We start from the raw sequence: 15,344 nt of genomic DNA, 5'->3' as shown, positions 1-15,344 counted from the left end.
GCCCGGCGCAGGGCCTCCGCCTTGGCACCGGGGGCGTCGAGGGGGCCGTCGACCAGCCCGGCGAAGCCGATGGCGATCCGCGCGCCGCCGATCGGGACCAGGCCGACCTCGCCCTCGCCGTGCGGGTCGAAGCGGACCGAGGAGCCGGCCGGGACGCACAGCCGCATGCCGTAGGCGGCGGCGCGGTCGAAGTCGAGGCGCGGGTTGGCCTCGAAGAAGTGGAAGTGCGAGGTGACGCTCACCGGCACGGGGGCGGTGTTGCGCACCCGCAGGTGCAGGACCGGCTCCGGCTGGGGGGCGCCGGGGCCCGGTACGACCGCGCCCGGGGCGTCGTCGCCGAGCGGGGCCGCGCCCTGGATCGGGGAGGAGACCACCGCGAGCCGGGATCCGTCGTCGAAGACGGCCTCCACGTGCACCTCGGTGACCACGTCGGCCACGCCGGGCAGCACGTCGCCGGGGCCGAGGACGCTCCGGGCCTCCTCGATGGCCTCCGCCAGCCGCTTGCCGTCGCGCGCGGCCTCGCAGACCGTGTCGGCGATCAGCGCGGTGGCCTCGGGGACGTTGAGCCGCAGGCCCCGGGCCCGACGGGCCCTGGCCAGTTCCGCAGCGCTGCGCAGCAGCAGCCGGTCGCGCTCCGTAGGGGTCAGCCGCACGCCGATCCACCACCTTTTGAGTCGATGGGTTAGAGCATCACTCTAACTCTTCATTTCCTCGCTGGGAATCATTGACCTGGGAGCAGGGCTTGAGTCACATTGAGTGTCGCTCAAACTAATGCGCCCCCACCCCCCGCCCTGCCAAGGGAGTCCCCCCATGCCCATCGAACAGCGCGGCGTCGACACCATCCCGGAAGAGGAGCGGACGAGCGGTCCCCGTGACCTGATGTCGATCCTGCTCGGCTCCAACCTCTGCCTCGGTGTGATCGTCTTCGGCTGGCTCCCCCCGTCCTTCGGACTGGGGCTGGTCCCCTCGGTCACCGCCATCGTGACCGGCACCCTGGCCGGCATCGTCTTCACCGCGCCGCTCGCGCTGGTCTCCCTGCGCACCGCGACCAACCTGTCCACCTCGAGCGGCGCGCAGTTCGGCGTACGCGGGAGGCTCGTGGGCTCGATCGTGGGCCTGCTGCTCGCGCTCGGCTACACCGCGCTGACCCTGTGGATCGGCGGTGACGTGATGGTCGGCACCCTGGCCCGGCTCACCGGCCTGCCGGACACCGGCGTGACCCACTCCCTGATGTACGGGGTGCTGGCCGCGTTCACCGTGGTCGGAGCCGTGTTCGGCTACCGGCTGCTGCTGCGCATGAGCAAGGCGCTCTCGATCGTCATGGTGATCCTGCTGGCCGTCGGCGTCTACGCCTACGCCCCCGGCTTCACCACCGCCGCCCCGGAGGCCTCGTACCTGCTCGGCTCCTTCTGGCCGACCTGGATCCTCGCCGTCGTCGCCGCCGGGCTGAGCGGCCCGGTCGCCTTCATCACCCTCCTCGGCGACTACACGCGCTACATATCCCCCCGCCGCCACAGCTCCCGCAAGGTCTACTGGGCCACCTGTACCGGCCTGCTCGTCGGCCTGCTGGTCCCGCAGCTGTTCGGCACCTACACCGCGCTGGCCGCCCGGGCCGGGGCCGACTACGCCGGTCCGCTCGTGGCCGCCGCGCCCTTCTGGTACCTGGTGCCGCTGCTGTTCGCCGCCGCCGCGGGCTCGGTGGGCAACGCCGGCCTGATGCTCTACTCCATGGGCCTCGACCTGGACGCCATCGTCCCCAAGGCCACGCGCACGAAGGCCACCGTGATCGCCGCGGCCGTCGCCACCGCCTTCGTCTTCTTCGGGTCCTTCGAGTGGAACGTCCAGTCGGCGATGACCTCGTTCGTCCTGCTGCTGACCGCGATCGGCGCCCCCTGGGCCGTGATCACCCTGATCGGCTACGTCCGCTGCCGCGGGGAGTACGACGCCGACGCGCTCCAGGTGTTCAACCGCCGGGCCCGTGGCGGCGTCTACTGGTACAGCGGGGGCTGGAACATCCGCGCCACCGTCTCCTGGGCGGCCGGCGCGGTCGTGGGTCTGGCCGCCGTGTCGACCCCGGTGTACGAGGGCCCGCTGCTGGCCCTCACCGGCGGGGTGGACTGTAGTTTCATCCTGTCGGGGCTGGTCGGCGGCGCGGTCTACACCGCGCTGACGTTCCGGCCGCAGGCGGCTCCGGCCGCCGCCCCGGCGGACAAGGTAGCGGTGGCGGTCGAAGGGTAGGGGCCGCCGCCACGAACGGCACGGGGAGCGTCGTGGAAGAGATCGCATATGTGGCGACGAAGATCGTCAAGGGGCTCGCGGGCCTGGCCTACATGGTCGGCGACGGCCTGCTGGCGGTGACCGGGCAGGACGGGCCCGTCCAGGGCCGCGCGAAGAAGGACGGCGAGCAGGACGAGGAGCGCTGACCACGCCCCTCCCCCCTCGTCCGGGAACGGCCGAAGGCCCCCGCGCTGGTGCGCGGGGGCCTTCGGGCGTCTTCGGGCGGTTGCGGCCCGGCCGGCCGGCCGGGGCCTAGCCGAGCGGGTGCATCCAGCCGTGGGTGTCGGCGCGGTGGCCGGTCTGGAGGTCCAGGAGCGCCTTGCGGAGCTTCATGGTGACCTCGCCGGGCTCGCCGTCGCCCTGGGTCCAGTTGGCGCGCTCGGACTTGACCGAGCCGACCGGGGTGATGACGGCGGCCGTACCGCAGGCGAAGACCTCGGTCAGGGTGCCGTTCTCGTTGTCGCGCTTCCAGTCCTCGGTGGAGATCCGCCCCTCCTCGGCGGTGTAGCCGAGGTCGCGGGCGATGGTGAGGAGGGAGTCGCGGGTGATGCCCGGGAGGAGCGAGCCGGTCAGCTCCGGGGTGACGATGCGGTCGCCGTACACGAAGTACAGGTTCATGCCGCCCATCTCCTCGATCCAGCGGTGCTCGACGGCGTCCAGCCAGACGACCTGGTCACAGCCGTGCGAGGCCGCCTGGGCCTGGGCGACGAGGGAGGCGGCGTAGTTGCCGCCGGTCTTGGCGGCGCCGGTGCCGCCCTTGACGGCGCGGACGTACTCCTCGGAGAGCCAGACGGAGACGGGCTTGACCCCACCGGGGAAGTAGGCGCCGGCGGGCGAGGCGATCACCATGAACAGGAACTCGTTGGCCGGGCGGACGCCCAGGCCGACCTCGGAGGCGAACATGAACGGCCGCAGGTAGAGGGAGGCCTCGCCGGAGTTCGGGACCCAGGCGGCGTCCTGCTTGATCAGCGCGTCGCAGGCCTCGATGAACAGCTCGGTCGGCAGCTCCGGCATGGCCATGCGGCGGGCCGAGGCCTGGAAGCGCTCGGCGTTGGCCTGCGGGCGGAAGGTGGCGACGGTGCCGTCGGGCTGGCGGTAGGCCTTCAGACCCTCGAAGATCGTCTGCGCGTAGTGCAGGGTCATGTTGGCCGGGTCGATCGACAGCGGCGCGTACGGGACCAGCTCGGCGTCGTGCCAGCCGCGGCCCTCGGTCCACTTGATCGTCACCATGTGGTCGGTGAAGTGGCGGCCGAATCCGGGGCTGGCCAGGATCGCCTCTCGCTCCGCGTCGGACAGCGGGTTCGAGGAGGGCTTGAGCTCGATCGTGGGCGTCGTCATGAGTGCTTGTCCTTCACCGTTGTGTATGGCGGACCGCGCTCATGCGTACTAGGACGTCCGAGCTTCCCCGTATACCGCGGCCTCGCGTTCGATTATCGCGCGCGCGGGGTCTTCGGTGAAACGGGGTGATGCGGCCCACGGGAGATGGTGGCACCCGGGGCCGTGCAGGAGAAGCCGCCGGGTGATGGTGCGTACCCGGCGGCTTCCTGGGTGGAGCTGCCGGGTCAGCCGGCTACTCGCGCGGCGAGGGCGTCGCCGATCGCGTCGGTGGAGCGGAAGGTTCCGTCACGCTCGGCGAGGTCGGCGGAGACGGCGTCCTCGATGCGGACGGCCTGCTCCTCGTAGCCGAGGTGGCGCAGCAGGAGGGCGACGGACAGGATCGTCGCCGTCGGGTCGGCCTTGCCGGTGCCCGCGATGTCCGGGGCCGAACCGTGGACGGGCTCGAACATCGAGGGGAAGGCGCCGGTCGGGTTGATGTTCCCGGAGGCGGCCAGGCCGATTCCGCCGGTGACGGCGGCGGCCAGGTCGGTGAGGATGTCACCGAAGAGGTTGTCCGTGACGATGACGTCGAAGCGCTCGGGCTGGGTGACGAAGAAGATCGTCGCCGCGTCGACGTGCAGGTAGTCGGTGGTGACCTCGGGGTACTCCTGGCCGACCTTGTCGAAGATGTTCTTCCACATGTGGCCCGCGTACACGAGGACGTTGTTCTTGTGGACCAGCGTCAGCTTCTTGCGGGGGCGGGAGTTCGCCCGCTCGTACGCGTCCCGGACCACGCGCTCGACGCCGTAGGCGGTGTTGATGCTGACCTCGGTGGCGACCTCGGCCGGGGTGCCGGTGCGCAGGCTGCCACCGTTGCCGGTGTACGGGCCCTCGGTGCCCTCGCGGACGACGACGAAGTCGATCTCCGGACGGCCGGCCAGCGGAGTGGCCGTGTTCGGGAAGAGCTTCGAGGGGCGCAGGTTGATGAAGTGGTCGAAGGCGAAGCGGAGCTTCAGCAGCAGACCGCGCTCCAGGACACCGGACGGGACCGACGGGTCGCCGATGGCGCCGAGGAGGATCGCGTCGTGGTGCTTGAGCGCTTCGAGCTCGGCGTCCGGGAGGGTCTCGCCGGTGCGGTGCCAGCGCTGGGCGCCGAGGTCGTATTCCTTGGTCTCCAGCTTCACATCCTGGGGCAGGACCGCGGTAAGGACCTTGAGGCCCTGAGCCACGACTTCCTGGCCGATGCCATCACCGGGGATCACTGCGAGATTGATGCTGGTCGACATGTCGGAACCGTACTCCGTGTCCCAGCCCTCAGACATATCCCGTCCACCATATGGACGAGATACGCCTGGGGTCCGGACTCGCTCAGTGGCCGGTCGAGCCGCCGTTGTCACGGCGGTCCAGGGCGCGCTGCAGGGCGGCGGCGGCGTTCTTGCGGTCGTCGTCGGCCGGGGAGGAGTGGCGGACGCGGCGGGAGGCGGCGGTGGTGGGGGTCATGGTGATCGACTCCTTGAGATCACGGCGTGGCGGGGCCACGGATGAGGGGTTCCTTCAAGGCGCCGGAAGAGGCGGGGAGCCGTGCGCCGCAGGGGTTGCCTGCCAGGGGGCGCGCGCTCACGACCGCCATTCGCTGGATGTGCGAGACGTTCGGCTCCTACAAAGCTAGGGCAGCGGCCGCTGTATGTCTCCGCAATTACTCGGACTTCCTAGTATCTGAGATGGGAAACCCCCCGGAAGGCCCTCCCAGGGGGCTCCGTTTTCAGACCGATTCGGCCCTGAGTTCCCTGATCAGAGCCCTGACGGCGAGGGTGGACGCCGCTTCCGCTGTAGTGACGTATCCCACCCGCCTCACCGGCCCCTGCGGCCCCAGAGCGGCGATGTCGACGGCGTCCGTGGCCTCGCGCAGCGACAGCTCGGGCATGATCGCCATCCCGAGGCCCCGGCCGACCATCGTCAGCACCATCGCGTCGTCCTCCGCCTTGACGGTGGCCGCGGGGATCCAGTCCTGCTCCGCCCACCACCGGCGGGTGTAGGAGCCGCAGTTCTCGTCCCAGTCCAGCAGCGGCAGCGCCTTCGGGTCCGGGTGCCCGGCCGGGTGCACCAGCGCGTACGCCTCCCGCGCGAGCACCCCCGTCAGCAGCCCGGGCGGTACGTCGCCGGGCGCGCCCAGGGTCGCGATGCCCAGGTCCGCCCGGCCGGCCGCCACCTCCCCGGCCGTCCCGGCGCCGAGCTCGCGCACCACCCGGACCTCGGGCCGGATCCCGGGGTACCGCGCGGCGAGGCGCTCCAGGGCGGGCGGCAGCAGGTGCAGGGCCGCGCTGCGGAACGCCGCGATGCGCAGGGTCCCCCGCAGGGCCCCGTCCGCCGCGCCCGCGCCGGAGGCGGCCCGGCCGGCGGCGCGCGCCTCCGCGCCGAGGGCCTCGTACAGCCGCAGGATGCGCCGGCCCAGGGCCACGGCCCGCTCCCCCGCCGGGGTGGGGGTGGCGCCGGAGCGGCCGCGCTCGAACAGCACCGCACCGATCTTGCCCTCGGTGCCGCGCACCGAGTGCGAGACGGCCGACTGGCTGATGCCGAGCGCCCCGGCCGCGGCGGAGAAGCCGCCCGTCTCGGCGACGGCGACCAGCACCCGGATCTCCTGCGGGGCGAGTTCGGTCACGGGTTCCCACCTCGGTGTATGAGCGGCTTTCATGGATGTGCGGCTTCCATGAGGGCAACCCCCTGCCCGGCGCGGGGATTCCTTCCTACCGTCGTCGCCATGAACGCCGACACCGCACACGCCGTCCACCAGATCGCCCGCCCGACCGGTTTCCCCGTCGCCTCCGACTTCGCGTACGTCTCCTCCCCCGTCCCCGAACCCGCCCCCGGCACCGCGCTGGTGGAGAACCTGCTGCTCTCGGTGGACCCGTACCACCGGGGGCTGATGGACGGCGGCGAGGGCGGCTTCGAGCTGGGGGCGCCGCTGGAGGGCAGGTCGGTGGGCCGGGTGCTCGCCTCCCGGGACCCGGGCCTGCGGGAGGGCGACCTGGTCTTCCACCGGGCGGGCTGGCGCACCCACGCCCTGGTCACCCTGGGCGTGGACGGCACCCGCGGGCTCCGCGGCCACGAGGGGGTGCCGCTGGAGGCCTACCTGTCGATCCTGGGCGGGACGGGCCTGACCGCGTACGCCGCGCTCACCCGCACGGCGGCCCTGCGCGAGGGCGAGGACCTCTTCGTCTCCGCCGCGGCCGGCGGCGTCGGCACCGCCACCGGGCACATCGCCCGGCTGCTCGGCGCCCGCCGGATCATCGGCAGCGCGGGCTCGGCGGCGAAGGTCGCCCACCTCACCGGGGCCCTCGGGTTCGACGCCGCCTTCGACTACCACGACGGCCCGGTCGGCGAGCAGCTGGCGCAGGCCGCCCCGGACGGGATCGACGTCTACGTGGACAACGTGGGCGGGGACCACCTGGAGGGCGCCATCGACTCCCTGCGCGAGTACGGGCGGGTCGCCTGGGTCGGCGCGATCTCGATGTACAACGGCGACCGCTCGCCGGCCGCGCCCCGCAACCTCTTCGAGGTGGTGCACAAGTCCCTGCGCCTGGAAGGGGTATTGGTTCGAAACCACACCAATCTGCAGGACGAGCTGGAGGACTTCCTGGTCCCGCACCTGCGCAGCGGCCGGATCGGCACCGACACCACCGTTGTACAGGGCTTCGACCAGACGGTGGAGGCGTTCCTGGGCATGCTGCACGGGGAGAACCTGGGCAAGATGCTGGTGCGCACCGCCGGTTGATTCCGGCCACCCGGATGTTCACCGTTTTCTTACCGCACGGATGTAGACCTTTGAGGCGGCCGCCGCCACGCTTGCCGACGATGTGCCAGCGGGGCACCCGAGTTGGAGGCGAGCAGCCAGTGACACCGATCAGCCGCAGGGGCTTCGTGGGAATCGGCGCCGGGCTCGTGGCCGGGGCGGCCCTGCCCGCAGCCCTGCCCACGACGGCGGCCGCGGCCGCGGCGACGGGCACGATCACCGATGTGAAGCACGTGGTGATCCTGATGCAGGAGAACCGCAGCTTCGACCACTACTTCGGCAAGCTCAAGGGCGTCCGCGGCTTCGGCGACCGCGCCTCCGGCAACATCCCGGGCGGCTGGGGCACCTTCAACCAGCCGAACTGGGGCGGCCGCCAGTACCCGTGGAGACTGTCCGCCACCCCGGCGGCGGGCGGTGCCGACGGCGCGACCCTGGCCCAGTGCACCGGAGACCTCCCGCACAGCTGGACCTCGCAGCACGCCGCCTGGAACAACGGCCGGATGGACAACTGGGTCGCCGGCGTCGGCAAGACCCACACCCTCGGCCACCTGGACCGCCCCGACATCCCCTTCCACTACGGGCTCGCCGACAACTACACGATCTGCGACGCCTACTTCTGCTCCACCCTCAGCGCCACCGGCCCCAACCGCACCTTCCTGTGGAGCGGCAAGGTGGACCCGGGCAGCAAGGACGGCGGCGACGAGTCGGGGCTCACCTGGGAGACGTACGCGGAGGCCCTCCAGCGGGCCGGGATGACCTGGAAGGTCTACCAGAACGCCCAGGACAACTACGGGGACAACGGCCTGGCCTACTTCAAGAGGTTCACGGACGCCGCCCCCGGCGACCCGCTGTGGGACCGCGGCATGGCCTCCGTCCCCAAGACCACCGGCTCCACCCCCGACGACATCGCCGCCGCGATCCGCGCGGACGTGGTCGCGGGCACCCTGCCCCAGGTGTCCTGGGTGGTGGCGAACGAGGCCTTCTCGGAGCACCCGTACGCCCCGCCCGGCGACGGCGCCCACTTCGTGGACCTGGTCTACCGGGCGCTCGCCGCGAACCCCGAGGTCTTCGACTCCACGGTCCTCTTCCTCAACTACGACGAGAACGACGGCTTCTTCGACCACGTCGCCCCGCCGGTCGCCCCGCCCGGCACCCCCGACGAGTACATCGACGGCACCCCGATCGGCCTGGGCTTCCGCGTCCCCATGCTGGTGATGTCCCCGTGGACCCGGGGCGGCTGGGTCAGCTCCGAGGTCTTCGACCACACCTCCGTCCTGCGCTTCATGGAGACGTGGACCACGGCCCTGGGCACGCCGGCCCTCTGCCCCAACATCAGCGCCTGGCGCCGCAAGGTGACCGGCGACCTGACGGGCGTCTTCGACTTCGCGCACCCGGTGTACGGGGTCCCGTCCGGCCTGCCCTCGACGGCGAAGGTCATCGGCCAGTCCACCTGCGGGCCCCTGCCCAACCCGGTCCCCCAGGACAACGCCCTCCCGGCGCAGGAGTCCGGGACGCGCCCGGCCCGCGCCCTCCCGTACCAGGTCAACGGCAACCTCGACCGCTTCGAGTTCGGGCCCGCCGGCAAGATCCTGGCCTGGTTCTCGATGACCAACCAGGGCCCGCAGGCCCGGCAGGCGGCGCACTTCTCGATCCACCCGCACCAGTACCGGGACACGGCCGCCTGGCAGTACACGGTCGACCCCGGGGCCACCTCCAGCGACTGGTTCTCCATCGGTCTGGGCGCCGGCTCCGGCAAGTACGACATCTCGATGTACGGCCCCAACCGCTTCCTGCGCCGCTTCATCGGCGACGCGACCAAGCCGGGCAAGTCCCTGGAGGTCGCCGCCCGCTACGCGGTGGAGACGGGCACCGGCAAGACGGCCATCTGGTTCAAGATGACCAACGCCTCGGCCTCCCCGGTCACCTTCACGATCCGCTCGAACGCCTACCGCTCGGACGGCCCCTGGACGTACACGGTCCCGGCGAACTCCTCGCGCGAGGACTTCTTCAACGCCGTCGCCTACAACAAGGGCTGGTACGACTTCACGATCCTGGCCGACTCCGACGGCACCTGGTCCCGCCGCTACACGGGCCACATCGAGACGGGCGCGGCGAGCATCTCGGGCTCCTGACCGCCGGACCCCGGAAAGGCCGGAAACACGCGCAGGCACCGGGGTCCGGAGCGCTCCGGCCCCCGCCCCCCAGGTCCCGGTGCCCGATCCCGCGGCGCCGGGTCCGCGAGGGCGCCGGCCCGGCCGGACCCGGGAGGTGGTCCACCCCGGGCCCAGCGCCGAGGCGCAGGTCGACGGCGGTCCGCACCCCGCCGCCGGCCCGCGTGGTCCAGCCCGGGCGGAGGGCCCGCCGGCTCCCCCGCCCCCGGCGGACACCCCGGTCCCCGACGCCCCCGGGCCGTCGGCGGCGCGGGCTGCGGAGCGGCCCGCCGCGCACCGTGAATCGACCGACGTTCGCCACGGCCATAGCCCCCGGGTCCCCACACAACGGACACCGCCCCCTCACCCGGCCCTGGCCTCCGGGGTCGCCCCGCTGGAAGATCTACGCATGTCGCCAGAGACCCAGCAGTGGACCCCCACCCATGGCCAGCCCTACCGGCCCGTCGCCTACCGTCCCGCGCGCATGCCCGGCCCCGAATCCCTCGCGCGCGCGGCGGAGTTGCGGGCCCGGATGGACGAACGGCGCACCGTGCGCCACTTCTCCCCCGACCCCGTCCCGGAACAGGCCGTCCGCGACGCCATCGCCTGCGCCGCCACCGCCCCGTCGGGGGCGCACCAGCAGCCGTGGACCTTCGTCCTGGTCAAGGACCCCGCGATCCGCCGGCAGATCCGCGCCGCCGCCGAACAGGAGGAGCAGATCTCCTACGACGGCCGCCTCGGCGACGAATGGCTGGCGGCCCTGCGCCCCATCGGCACCGACGCCGTGAAGACCCACCTGACGGACGCCCCGGCGCTGATCGTGGTCTTCCAGCAGCGGTACTGGCTCGGCCCGGACGGGGACAAGCGCAAGCACTACTACGTGGACGAGTCGGTCGGCATCGCGGTCGGTATGCTCCTCTCCGCCCTCCACCTCTCGGGCCTGGCCGCCCTCATCCACACCCCGAGCCCGATGCGCTTCCTGAGCCACGTCCTGGGACGCCCGGAGAACGAGAAGGCCTTCGCGGTCATCCCGGTCGGCTACCCGTCGGAAGACTGCGAGGTCCCGGACCTGCTCCGCAAGTCCCTGGACCAGGTCCTGGTGGAGGTCTAACCGCCCGCCTCCGGCTGAGCGGGCGGCCCGTCCTCGCCGGCCTGCCGCCCGCCCAGGGCCCCGGCGAGCCGCAACCCGATCCGCACCCGGTCCTCGGCACTCCCCGCCTCCATGGCGGCCCGCACCTGCCGCAGGATCAACCAGTCCCGCACGACCTTGGCGACCCCGAGCACGGCCGCGGTGACGATGGCCGCGGTCAGCACGGGCCGGCCCCGGTGGCAATCGGCGCCGTCGCCGTGGCGCACGTCCCGCGCCGCACGGTGACGGCCGCCCCGCCCAGCGCGAGCCGGCCCGGGTGCATTCCGTACGCCGTTTCGGCCCCGTCCTCTTCGTCCGGCTCCAGCAGCCCGCTGCGCCGCAGCCGCCGTGCGAGCTCGTCCGCTTCCAGGGCGCAGCACCAGGCGATGATCAGCTCCCTGGAGCCACGGCTGTAGGTGTTGGCCGAACCGTGCGCCGATCCGGCGGCATTGACCAGCCCGGGGCGCCGCAGCAACCGGCTGAGCAGCCGGTCGCGATCCGCGTCGGCCCCCCTCGCGGGCGTCAGCTGGGCCTCTTCGCCGGGGTGGAGGCGGTCGGGGTTGTGCCACCAGACGTGTTCCCAGCAGGCCTTCTCGGAGAGGTACCGCGCCCAGGCCGGATCGGGGTGCTGCAGCAGCACGGAGGCGGTCCCCCACCGCAGACTCCGCAGCCGCACTCCCGCGGCCTCGCAGGTGGGCCGGAGCCCCGGTACGCCCCGGAGTTCATGGCAGCCCGGCAGGGGATTGTGGAGGCGGGGCAACAGCGCGGCCAGAACCTGCCGTCCCATCTCGGGGTGGACGCGGAGTGCGACACCGTCAAGACTCGGCACCGCCCCCACGAAGCCGAAGACGGCCCCTCCGACCTGAGCTTGCTGCAGCCGGTTGGCCACGGTGAGGAGCACCTCGGCCTCAAGGGACCGCTGATCCGCGTGGGCCGCTTCGGGGACGGGGTGGTGCCGTGTGATGAGCCCCGATTCGGCCCAGCGGAGGCAGGTGTGGTGCGGCAGGCCGGTGGCCTCACGGCAGATGCTGGCCACGCGGTGGCGGTTGTCGGTGCGCCTGGACATACGTCTCCCTCTGGCACCGCCCCGGCACGGGCACGTGAAGGCTTGCGTATCTCCGTCTGCTGGAGCCCACCCGCACGGGAACTCGTCAGAGCCCTTCGCCCCCTCGGGTAGCCGGGCCCGAGTGCTGGAGCGCGTCGCCGTACGCGACAACTCCCGCCAGGCTAGCAGCGATCGGTCCTCCCCGGAGGGGAAATGGGACCGCCCCCGCTCCGGACTTGGGGGTACCGGAGCGGGGGCGGGATTCAGGGGAGGGCGGTCAGCCCATGTGGGGGTAGCCGTACTCGGTCGGCGGGACCAGGGTCTCCTTGATGGAGCGGGTCGAGGTCCAGCGGAGCAGGTTGGACGCCGCGCCCGCCTTGTCGTTGGTGCCCGAGGCACGGCCGCCGCCGAAGGGCTGCTGGCCGACGACGGCGCCGGTCGACTTGTCGTTGATGTAGAAGTTGCCCGCCGCGAAGCGGAGCTTCTCCATCGTGTCGGCCGCCGCGTAGCGGTCCTGCGCGATGACGGAGCCGGTCAGGGCGTACGCCGAGACGTTCTCCATCTGCGCCAGCATCGCGTCGTACTCCGCGTCCTCGTACACGTGGATCGCCAGGATCGGGCCGAAGTACTCGGTCGTGAAGACCTCGTTCTCCGGGTCCGTGCACTCGATGACGGTCGGGCGGACGAAGTAGCCCTCCGAGTCGTCGTACGTGCCGCCCGCGACGATCGTGCAGGTCGGGTCGGCCTTCGCACGGTCGATCGCGGCCTTGTTCTTCGCGAAGGAGCGCTCGTCGATGACCGCGCCGATGAAGTTCGACAGGTCGCGGACGTCACCCATGGTGATGCCGTCGACCTCGGCCGCGAACTGCTCCTTGAAGCCGTCGTTCCAGATCGAGGCCGGGACGTAGGCGCGCGAGGACGCCGAGCACTTCTGGCCCTGGAACTCGAAGGAACCGCGGGTCAGGGCGGTCTTCAGGATCGCGCGGTCCGCGGACGGGTGCGCGACGACGAAGTCCTTGCCGCCCGTCTCGCCGACCAGGCGCGGGTACGAGCGGTAGTTCTCGATGTTGTTGCCGACCGTCTTCCACAGGTACTGGAAGGTCTTGGTCGAGCCGGTGAAGTGGATGCCGGCCAGCTCGGGGTGGTTCAGGGCCACCTCGGAGACGGCGATGCCGTCGCCGGTCACCAGGTTGATGACGCCCTTGGGCAGGCCGGCCGCCTCCAGGAGCTCCATGAGGAGGACCGCGGAGTGGGTCTGCGTCGGGGACGGCTTCCAGACGACCACGTTGCCCATCAGGGCCGGGGCGGTCGGCAGGTTGCCGGCGATGGCCGTGAAGTTGAACGGGGTGATCGCGTAGACGAAGCCCTCGAGCGGGCGGTGGTCGCTGCGGTTCCACACGCCGGCGGAGTTCGCGCACGGCTGCTCGGCCAGGATCTGGCGGGCGAAGTGGACGTTGAAGCGCCAGAAGTCGACGAGCTCGCACGGGGTGTCGATCTCGGCCTGCTGAGCGGTCTTCGACTGGCCCAGCATCGTGGAGGCGGCCAGCTTCTCGCGCCACGGGCCGGCCAGCAGCTCGGCGGCGCGCAGGATGATCGCGGCGCGGTCGTCGAAGGACATCGCGCGCCAGGCCGGGGCGGCGGCCAGGGCGGCGTCGACGGCCTCCTGGGCGTCGGCCCGGGTGGCGTTCGCGTACGTGCCGATGACCGACTTGTGGTCGTGCGGCTGGACGACGTCGAAGCGCTCGCCGCCACCCATCCGCTTGACGCCGTTGATCGTCATCGGGAGGTCGATCGGGTTCTCGGACAGCTGCTTGAGCTGGATCTCGAGGCGCGCGCGCTCCGCGCTGCCCGGGGCGTACGAGTGGACCGGCTCGTTGACCGGCGCGGGGACCTGGGTCACAGCATCCATGGGGCGATAACTCCTTGACCTGGTTCTTGGCTAGTTCTTGGTGATCATCGAGCGGAGGAAGAACAGCAGGTTGGCCGGCTTCTCCGCGAGGCGGCGCATGAAGTAGCCGTACCAGTCCGTGCCATAGGCCGTGTAGACCCGCATTCGATGACCCTCGGAGGCGAGCCGGAGGTGCTCCTCGCTGCGGATGCCGTAGAGCATCTGGAACTCGTACTCGTCCAGCTTGCGGCCGGCCTGCCGGGCGAGCTCCTGCGCTATGGAGATCAGGCGCGGGTCGTGCGACCCGATCATCGGGTAGCCGTCGCCCTCCATGAGGATCCGCATGATCCGGACGTACGCCTTGTCGATCTCGGCCTTGTCCTGGTACGCGACCTCGGCGGGCTCCTTGTAGGCGCCCTTCACGATCCGGACGCGGCTGCCGGCGGCGGCCAGGCGGCGGGCGTCGGCCTCGGTGCGGAAGAGGTAGGCCTGGATGACGCAGCCGGTCTGCGGGAAGTCCCGGCGCAGCTCCTCGTGGATGGCGAACATCGAGTCGAGGGTGGTGTGGTCCTCGGCGTCGAGCGTCACGGTGGTGCCGATGGCGGCGGCGGCCTCGACGACCGGGCGGACGTTGGCGAGGGCGAGCTCGTGGCCGCCCTCCAGCGCCTGGCCGAACATCGACAGCTTCACGGACATCTCGACCGACTCGCCGAGCTCCAGCTCCTTGAGACGCTCGATGAGCTCCAGGTAGGCGTCCCGGGCGGCGTGCGACTGCTCCACGGCGGTGATGTCCTCGCCGACGACGTCGAGGGTGACCTCAAGGCCCTTGCGGGTGAGCTCCTCGACGATCGGGATGACCTGGTCGACCGTCTCACCGGGGATGAAGCGGTTGACCACCGGCTTGGTCACGGGGGCGGCAGAGACGATTCGGCGCATCTTGTCGCTGCGCGAAGCGGCGAGGATCGCGGGACCCAGCACGGGGCACCTCCAACGGGTGGCAGAAGCGGGCATACGGGCGCCGCGGGGTGTGCTGCGGCCGTAAGGAAAACGCAAGTAAAACCACCGTGAAACCTATGGATCTCCACGATCCTCTGCCATCGACAGCTGTCACGCATCCGTGTCCCGGATCTCATACATCTGTCTGAAGGGGCGGCGCGGGGGTGGGAGAATGTGCCCGTGAAGGGCGATTACCAGGACCTGGTGGACGAGATCTCGGCGCTGCTCGGCGCCCCGGCGACGCTGGAGAACCGGGACTTCCGCCTGATCGCCTTCGGCGCGCACGACAGCGACGACGACCTCGCGATGGACCCCGTGCGCACGCGCTCGATCCTGACCCGGCAGTCCACGGCGGCCGTGCGGTCCTGGTTCGAGGGCTTCGGCATCGCCCGGGCGACCGGCCCCGTGCGGATCCCGGCGGCGCCGGACGCGGGGGTCTTCCGGGGGCGGATCTGCCTGCCGGTGCGGTACCGGGGCATCGTCCAGGGCTACGTGTGGCTGCTCGACCGGGATCCGGAGCCGGGGCCGGAGGCCCTGGAGGCGGCCATGGAGGTGGCCCAGCGGATCGGCGTGCTGCTGGCCGAGGAGGCCAAGGCGGGCGCCGACCTCTCCCGGGAGTTCCTCGCGGTGCTCACCGCCGGCCGGGGGTGGCAGCAGGGGCGGCACAGGCGGCGTCGAAGGCGTCCGCGAACACCGGGTACGCGGCGTGCAGTTCACGCCCCATGCCCAGCCGCTGGCTGCCCTGCCCCGAG

14 protein-coding genes and 1 pseudogene are annotated in these 15,344 nt (G+C 71.7%); 6 read left to right on the top strand and 9 right to left on the bottom strand.

What is annotated here, in order from left to right; translation table 11 throughout:
- Positions 1-653 (bottom strand): urease subunit gamma (gene ureA / locus AB0O29_RS30335; protein ID WP_365157874.1); only part of this gene is annotated, 653 nt, incomplete at its 3' end.
- Between the two features lie 157 nt (positions 654-810).
- On the opposite strand from ureA, the gene AB0O29_RS30330 reads away from it, so the two are divergent.
- Together AB0O29_RS30330 and AB0O29_RS30325 are read left to right on the top strand one after the other, a co-directional pair.
- The gene (locus AB0O29_RS30330; protein WP_365157872.1) at positions 811-2,238 is read left to right on the top strand and encodes a cytosine permease; all 1,428 of its coding nucleotides are present in this window, start codon (positions 811-813) and stop codon (positions 2,236-2,238) included.
- Positions 2,239-2,270: 32 nt separating this feature from the next.
- On the top strand, positions 2,271-2,423 hold the full coding sequence (locus tag AB0O29_RS30325) for a hypothetical protein (RefSeq protein ID WP_365157869.1): 153 nt from the start codon (positions 2,271-2,273) through the stop codon (positions 2,421-2,423).
- 106 nt (positions 2,424-2,529) lie between these two features.
- Here the strand turns inward: AB0O29_RS30325 and AB0O29_RS30320 are convergent, their stop codons facing one another.
- From AB0O29_RS30320 to AB0O29_RS30305, 4 genes are all read right to left on the bottom strand, one after another.
- The gene (locus AB0O29_RS30320; protein WP_365157866.1) at positions 2,530-3,615 is read right to left on the bottom strand and encodes a branched-chain amino acid aminotransferase; all 1,086 of its coding nucleotides are present in this window, start codon (positions 3,613-3,615) and stop codon (positions 2,530-2,532) included.
- A 224-nt stretch (positions 3,616-3,839) separates the two neighbouring features.
- Positions 3,840-4,880, bottom strand: coding sequence for a 3-isopropylmalate dehydrogenase (locus AB0O29_RS30315; protein ID WP_365157863.1), 1,041 nt, complete (start codon positions 4,878-4,880; stop codon positions 3,840-3,842).
- Positions 4,881-4,962: 82 nt separating this feature from the next.
- A complete protein-coding gene (locus AB0O29_RS30310; RefSeq protein WP_365157860.1) occupies positions 4,963-5,094 on the bottom strand; it encodes a hypothetical protein in 132 nt (43 codons plus the stop codon).
- A 262-nt stretch (positions 5,095-5,356) separates the two neighbouring features.
- The gene (locus AB0O29_RS30305; protein WP_365157857.1) at positions 5,357-6,253 is read right to left on the bottom strand and encodes a LysR family transcriptional regulator; all 897 of its coding nucleotides are present in this window, start codon (positions 6,251-6,253) and stop codon (positions 5,357-5,359) included.
- Between the two features lie 99 nt (positions 6,254-6,352).
- On the opposite strand from AB0O29_RS30305, the gene AB0O29_RS30300 reads away from it, so the two are divergent.
- From AB0O29_RS30300 to AB0O29_RS30290, 3 genes are all read left to right on the top strand, one after another.
- Positions 6,353-7,366: an NADP-dependent oxidoreductase gene (locus AB0O29_RS30300; RefSeq protein ID WP_365157854.1), complete on the top strand. Its 1,014-nt coding sequence runs from the start codon at positions 6,353-6,355 to the stop codon at positions 7,364-7,366.
- A 119-nt stretch (positions 7,367-7,485) separates the two neighbouring features.
- The gene (locus tag AB0O29_RS30295) at positions 7,486-9,516 is read left to right on the top strand and encodes a phosphocholine-specific phospholipase C (protein ID WP_365157851.1); all 2,031 of its coding nucleotides are present in this window, start codon (positions 7,486-7,488) and stop codon (positions 9,514-9,516) included.
- Positions 9,517-9,943: 427 nt separating this feature from the next.
- Positions 9,944-10,645 (top strand): nitroreductase family protein, encoded by a 702-nt coding sequence (locus tag AB0O29_RS30290; RefSeq protein ID WP_365157848.1) that lies wholly within the window; start codon positions 9,944-9,946, stop codon positions 10,643-10,645.
- Here the strand turns inward: AB0O29_RS30290 and AB0O29_RS30285 are convergent.
- The 4 genes from AB0O29_RS30285 to AB0O29_RS30270 form a co-directional block, all read right to left on the bottom strand.
- A complete protein-coding gene (locus tag AB0O29_RS30285; protein ID WP_365157845.1) occupies positions 10,642-10,848 on the bottom strand; it encodes a hypothetical protein in 207 nt (68 codons plus the stop codon). The genes AB0O29_RS30290 and AB0O29_RS30285 overlap by 4 nt on opposite strands.
- Positions 10,842-11,729 carry a hypothetical protein gene (locus AB0O29_RS30280; protein ID WP_365157842.1) on the bottom strand — a complete coding sequence of 296 codons (888 nt, stop codon included), beginning with the start codon at positions 11,727-11,729 and terminating at the stop codon, positions 10,842-10,844. Before AB0O29_RS30280 ends, AB0O29_RS30285 begins: the two co-directional genes overlap by 7 nt.
- 256 nt (positions 11,730-11,985) lie before the next feature.
- Positions 11,986-13,617: an L-glutamate gamma-semialdehyde dehydrogenase gene (pruA, locus tag AB0O29_RS30275; RefSeq protein ID WP_365157839.1), complete on the bottom strand. Its 1,632-nt coding sequence runs from the start codon at positions 13,615-13,617 to the stop codon at positions 11,986-11,988.
- 30 nt (positions 13,618-13,647) lie between these two features.
- Positions 13,648-14,574: a proline dehydrogenase family protein gene (locus AB0O29_RS30270; protein ID WP_365157836.1), complete on the bottom strand. Its 927-nt coding sequence runs from the start codon at positions 14,572-14,574 to the stop codon at positions 13,648-13,650.
- A gap of 198 nt (positions 14,575-14,772) precedes the next feature.
- Here AB0O29_RS30270 and AB0O29_RS30265 point away from each other — a divergent pair.
- A pseudogene (locus AB0O29_RS30265) lies at positions 14,773-15,344 on the top strand (PucR family transcriptional regulator); the annotation flags it as partial.

Origin of the sequence: Streptomyces sp. NPDC089915, assembly GCF_040684675.1 — a bacterium.
In the GTDB taxonomy this organism is placed as follows: Bacteria; Actinomycetota; Actinomycetes; order Streptomycetales; family Streptomycetaceae; genus Streptomyces.
This window is presented reverse-complemented; position numbering and strand designations above follow the sequence as displayed.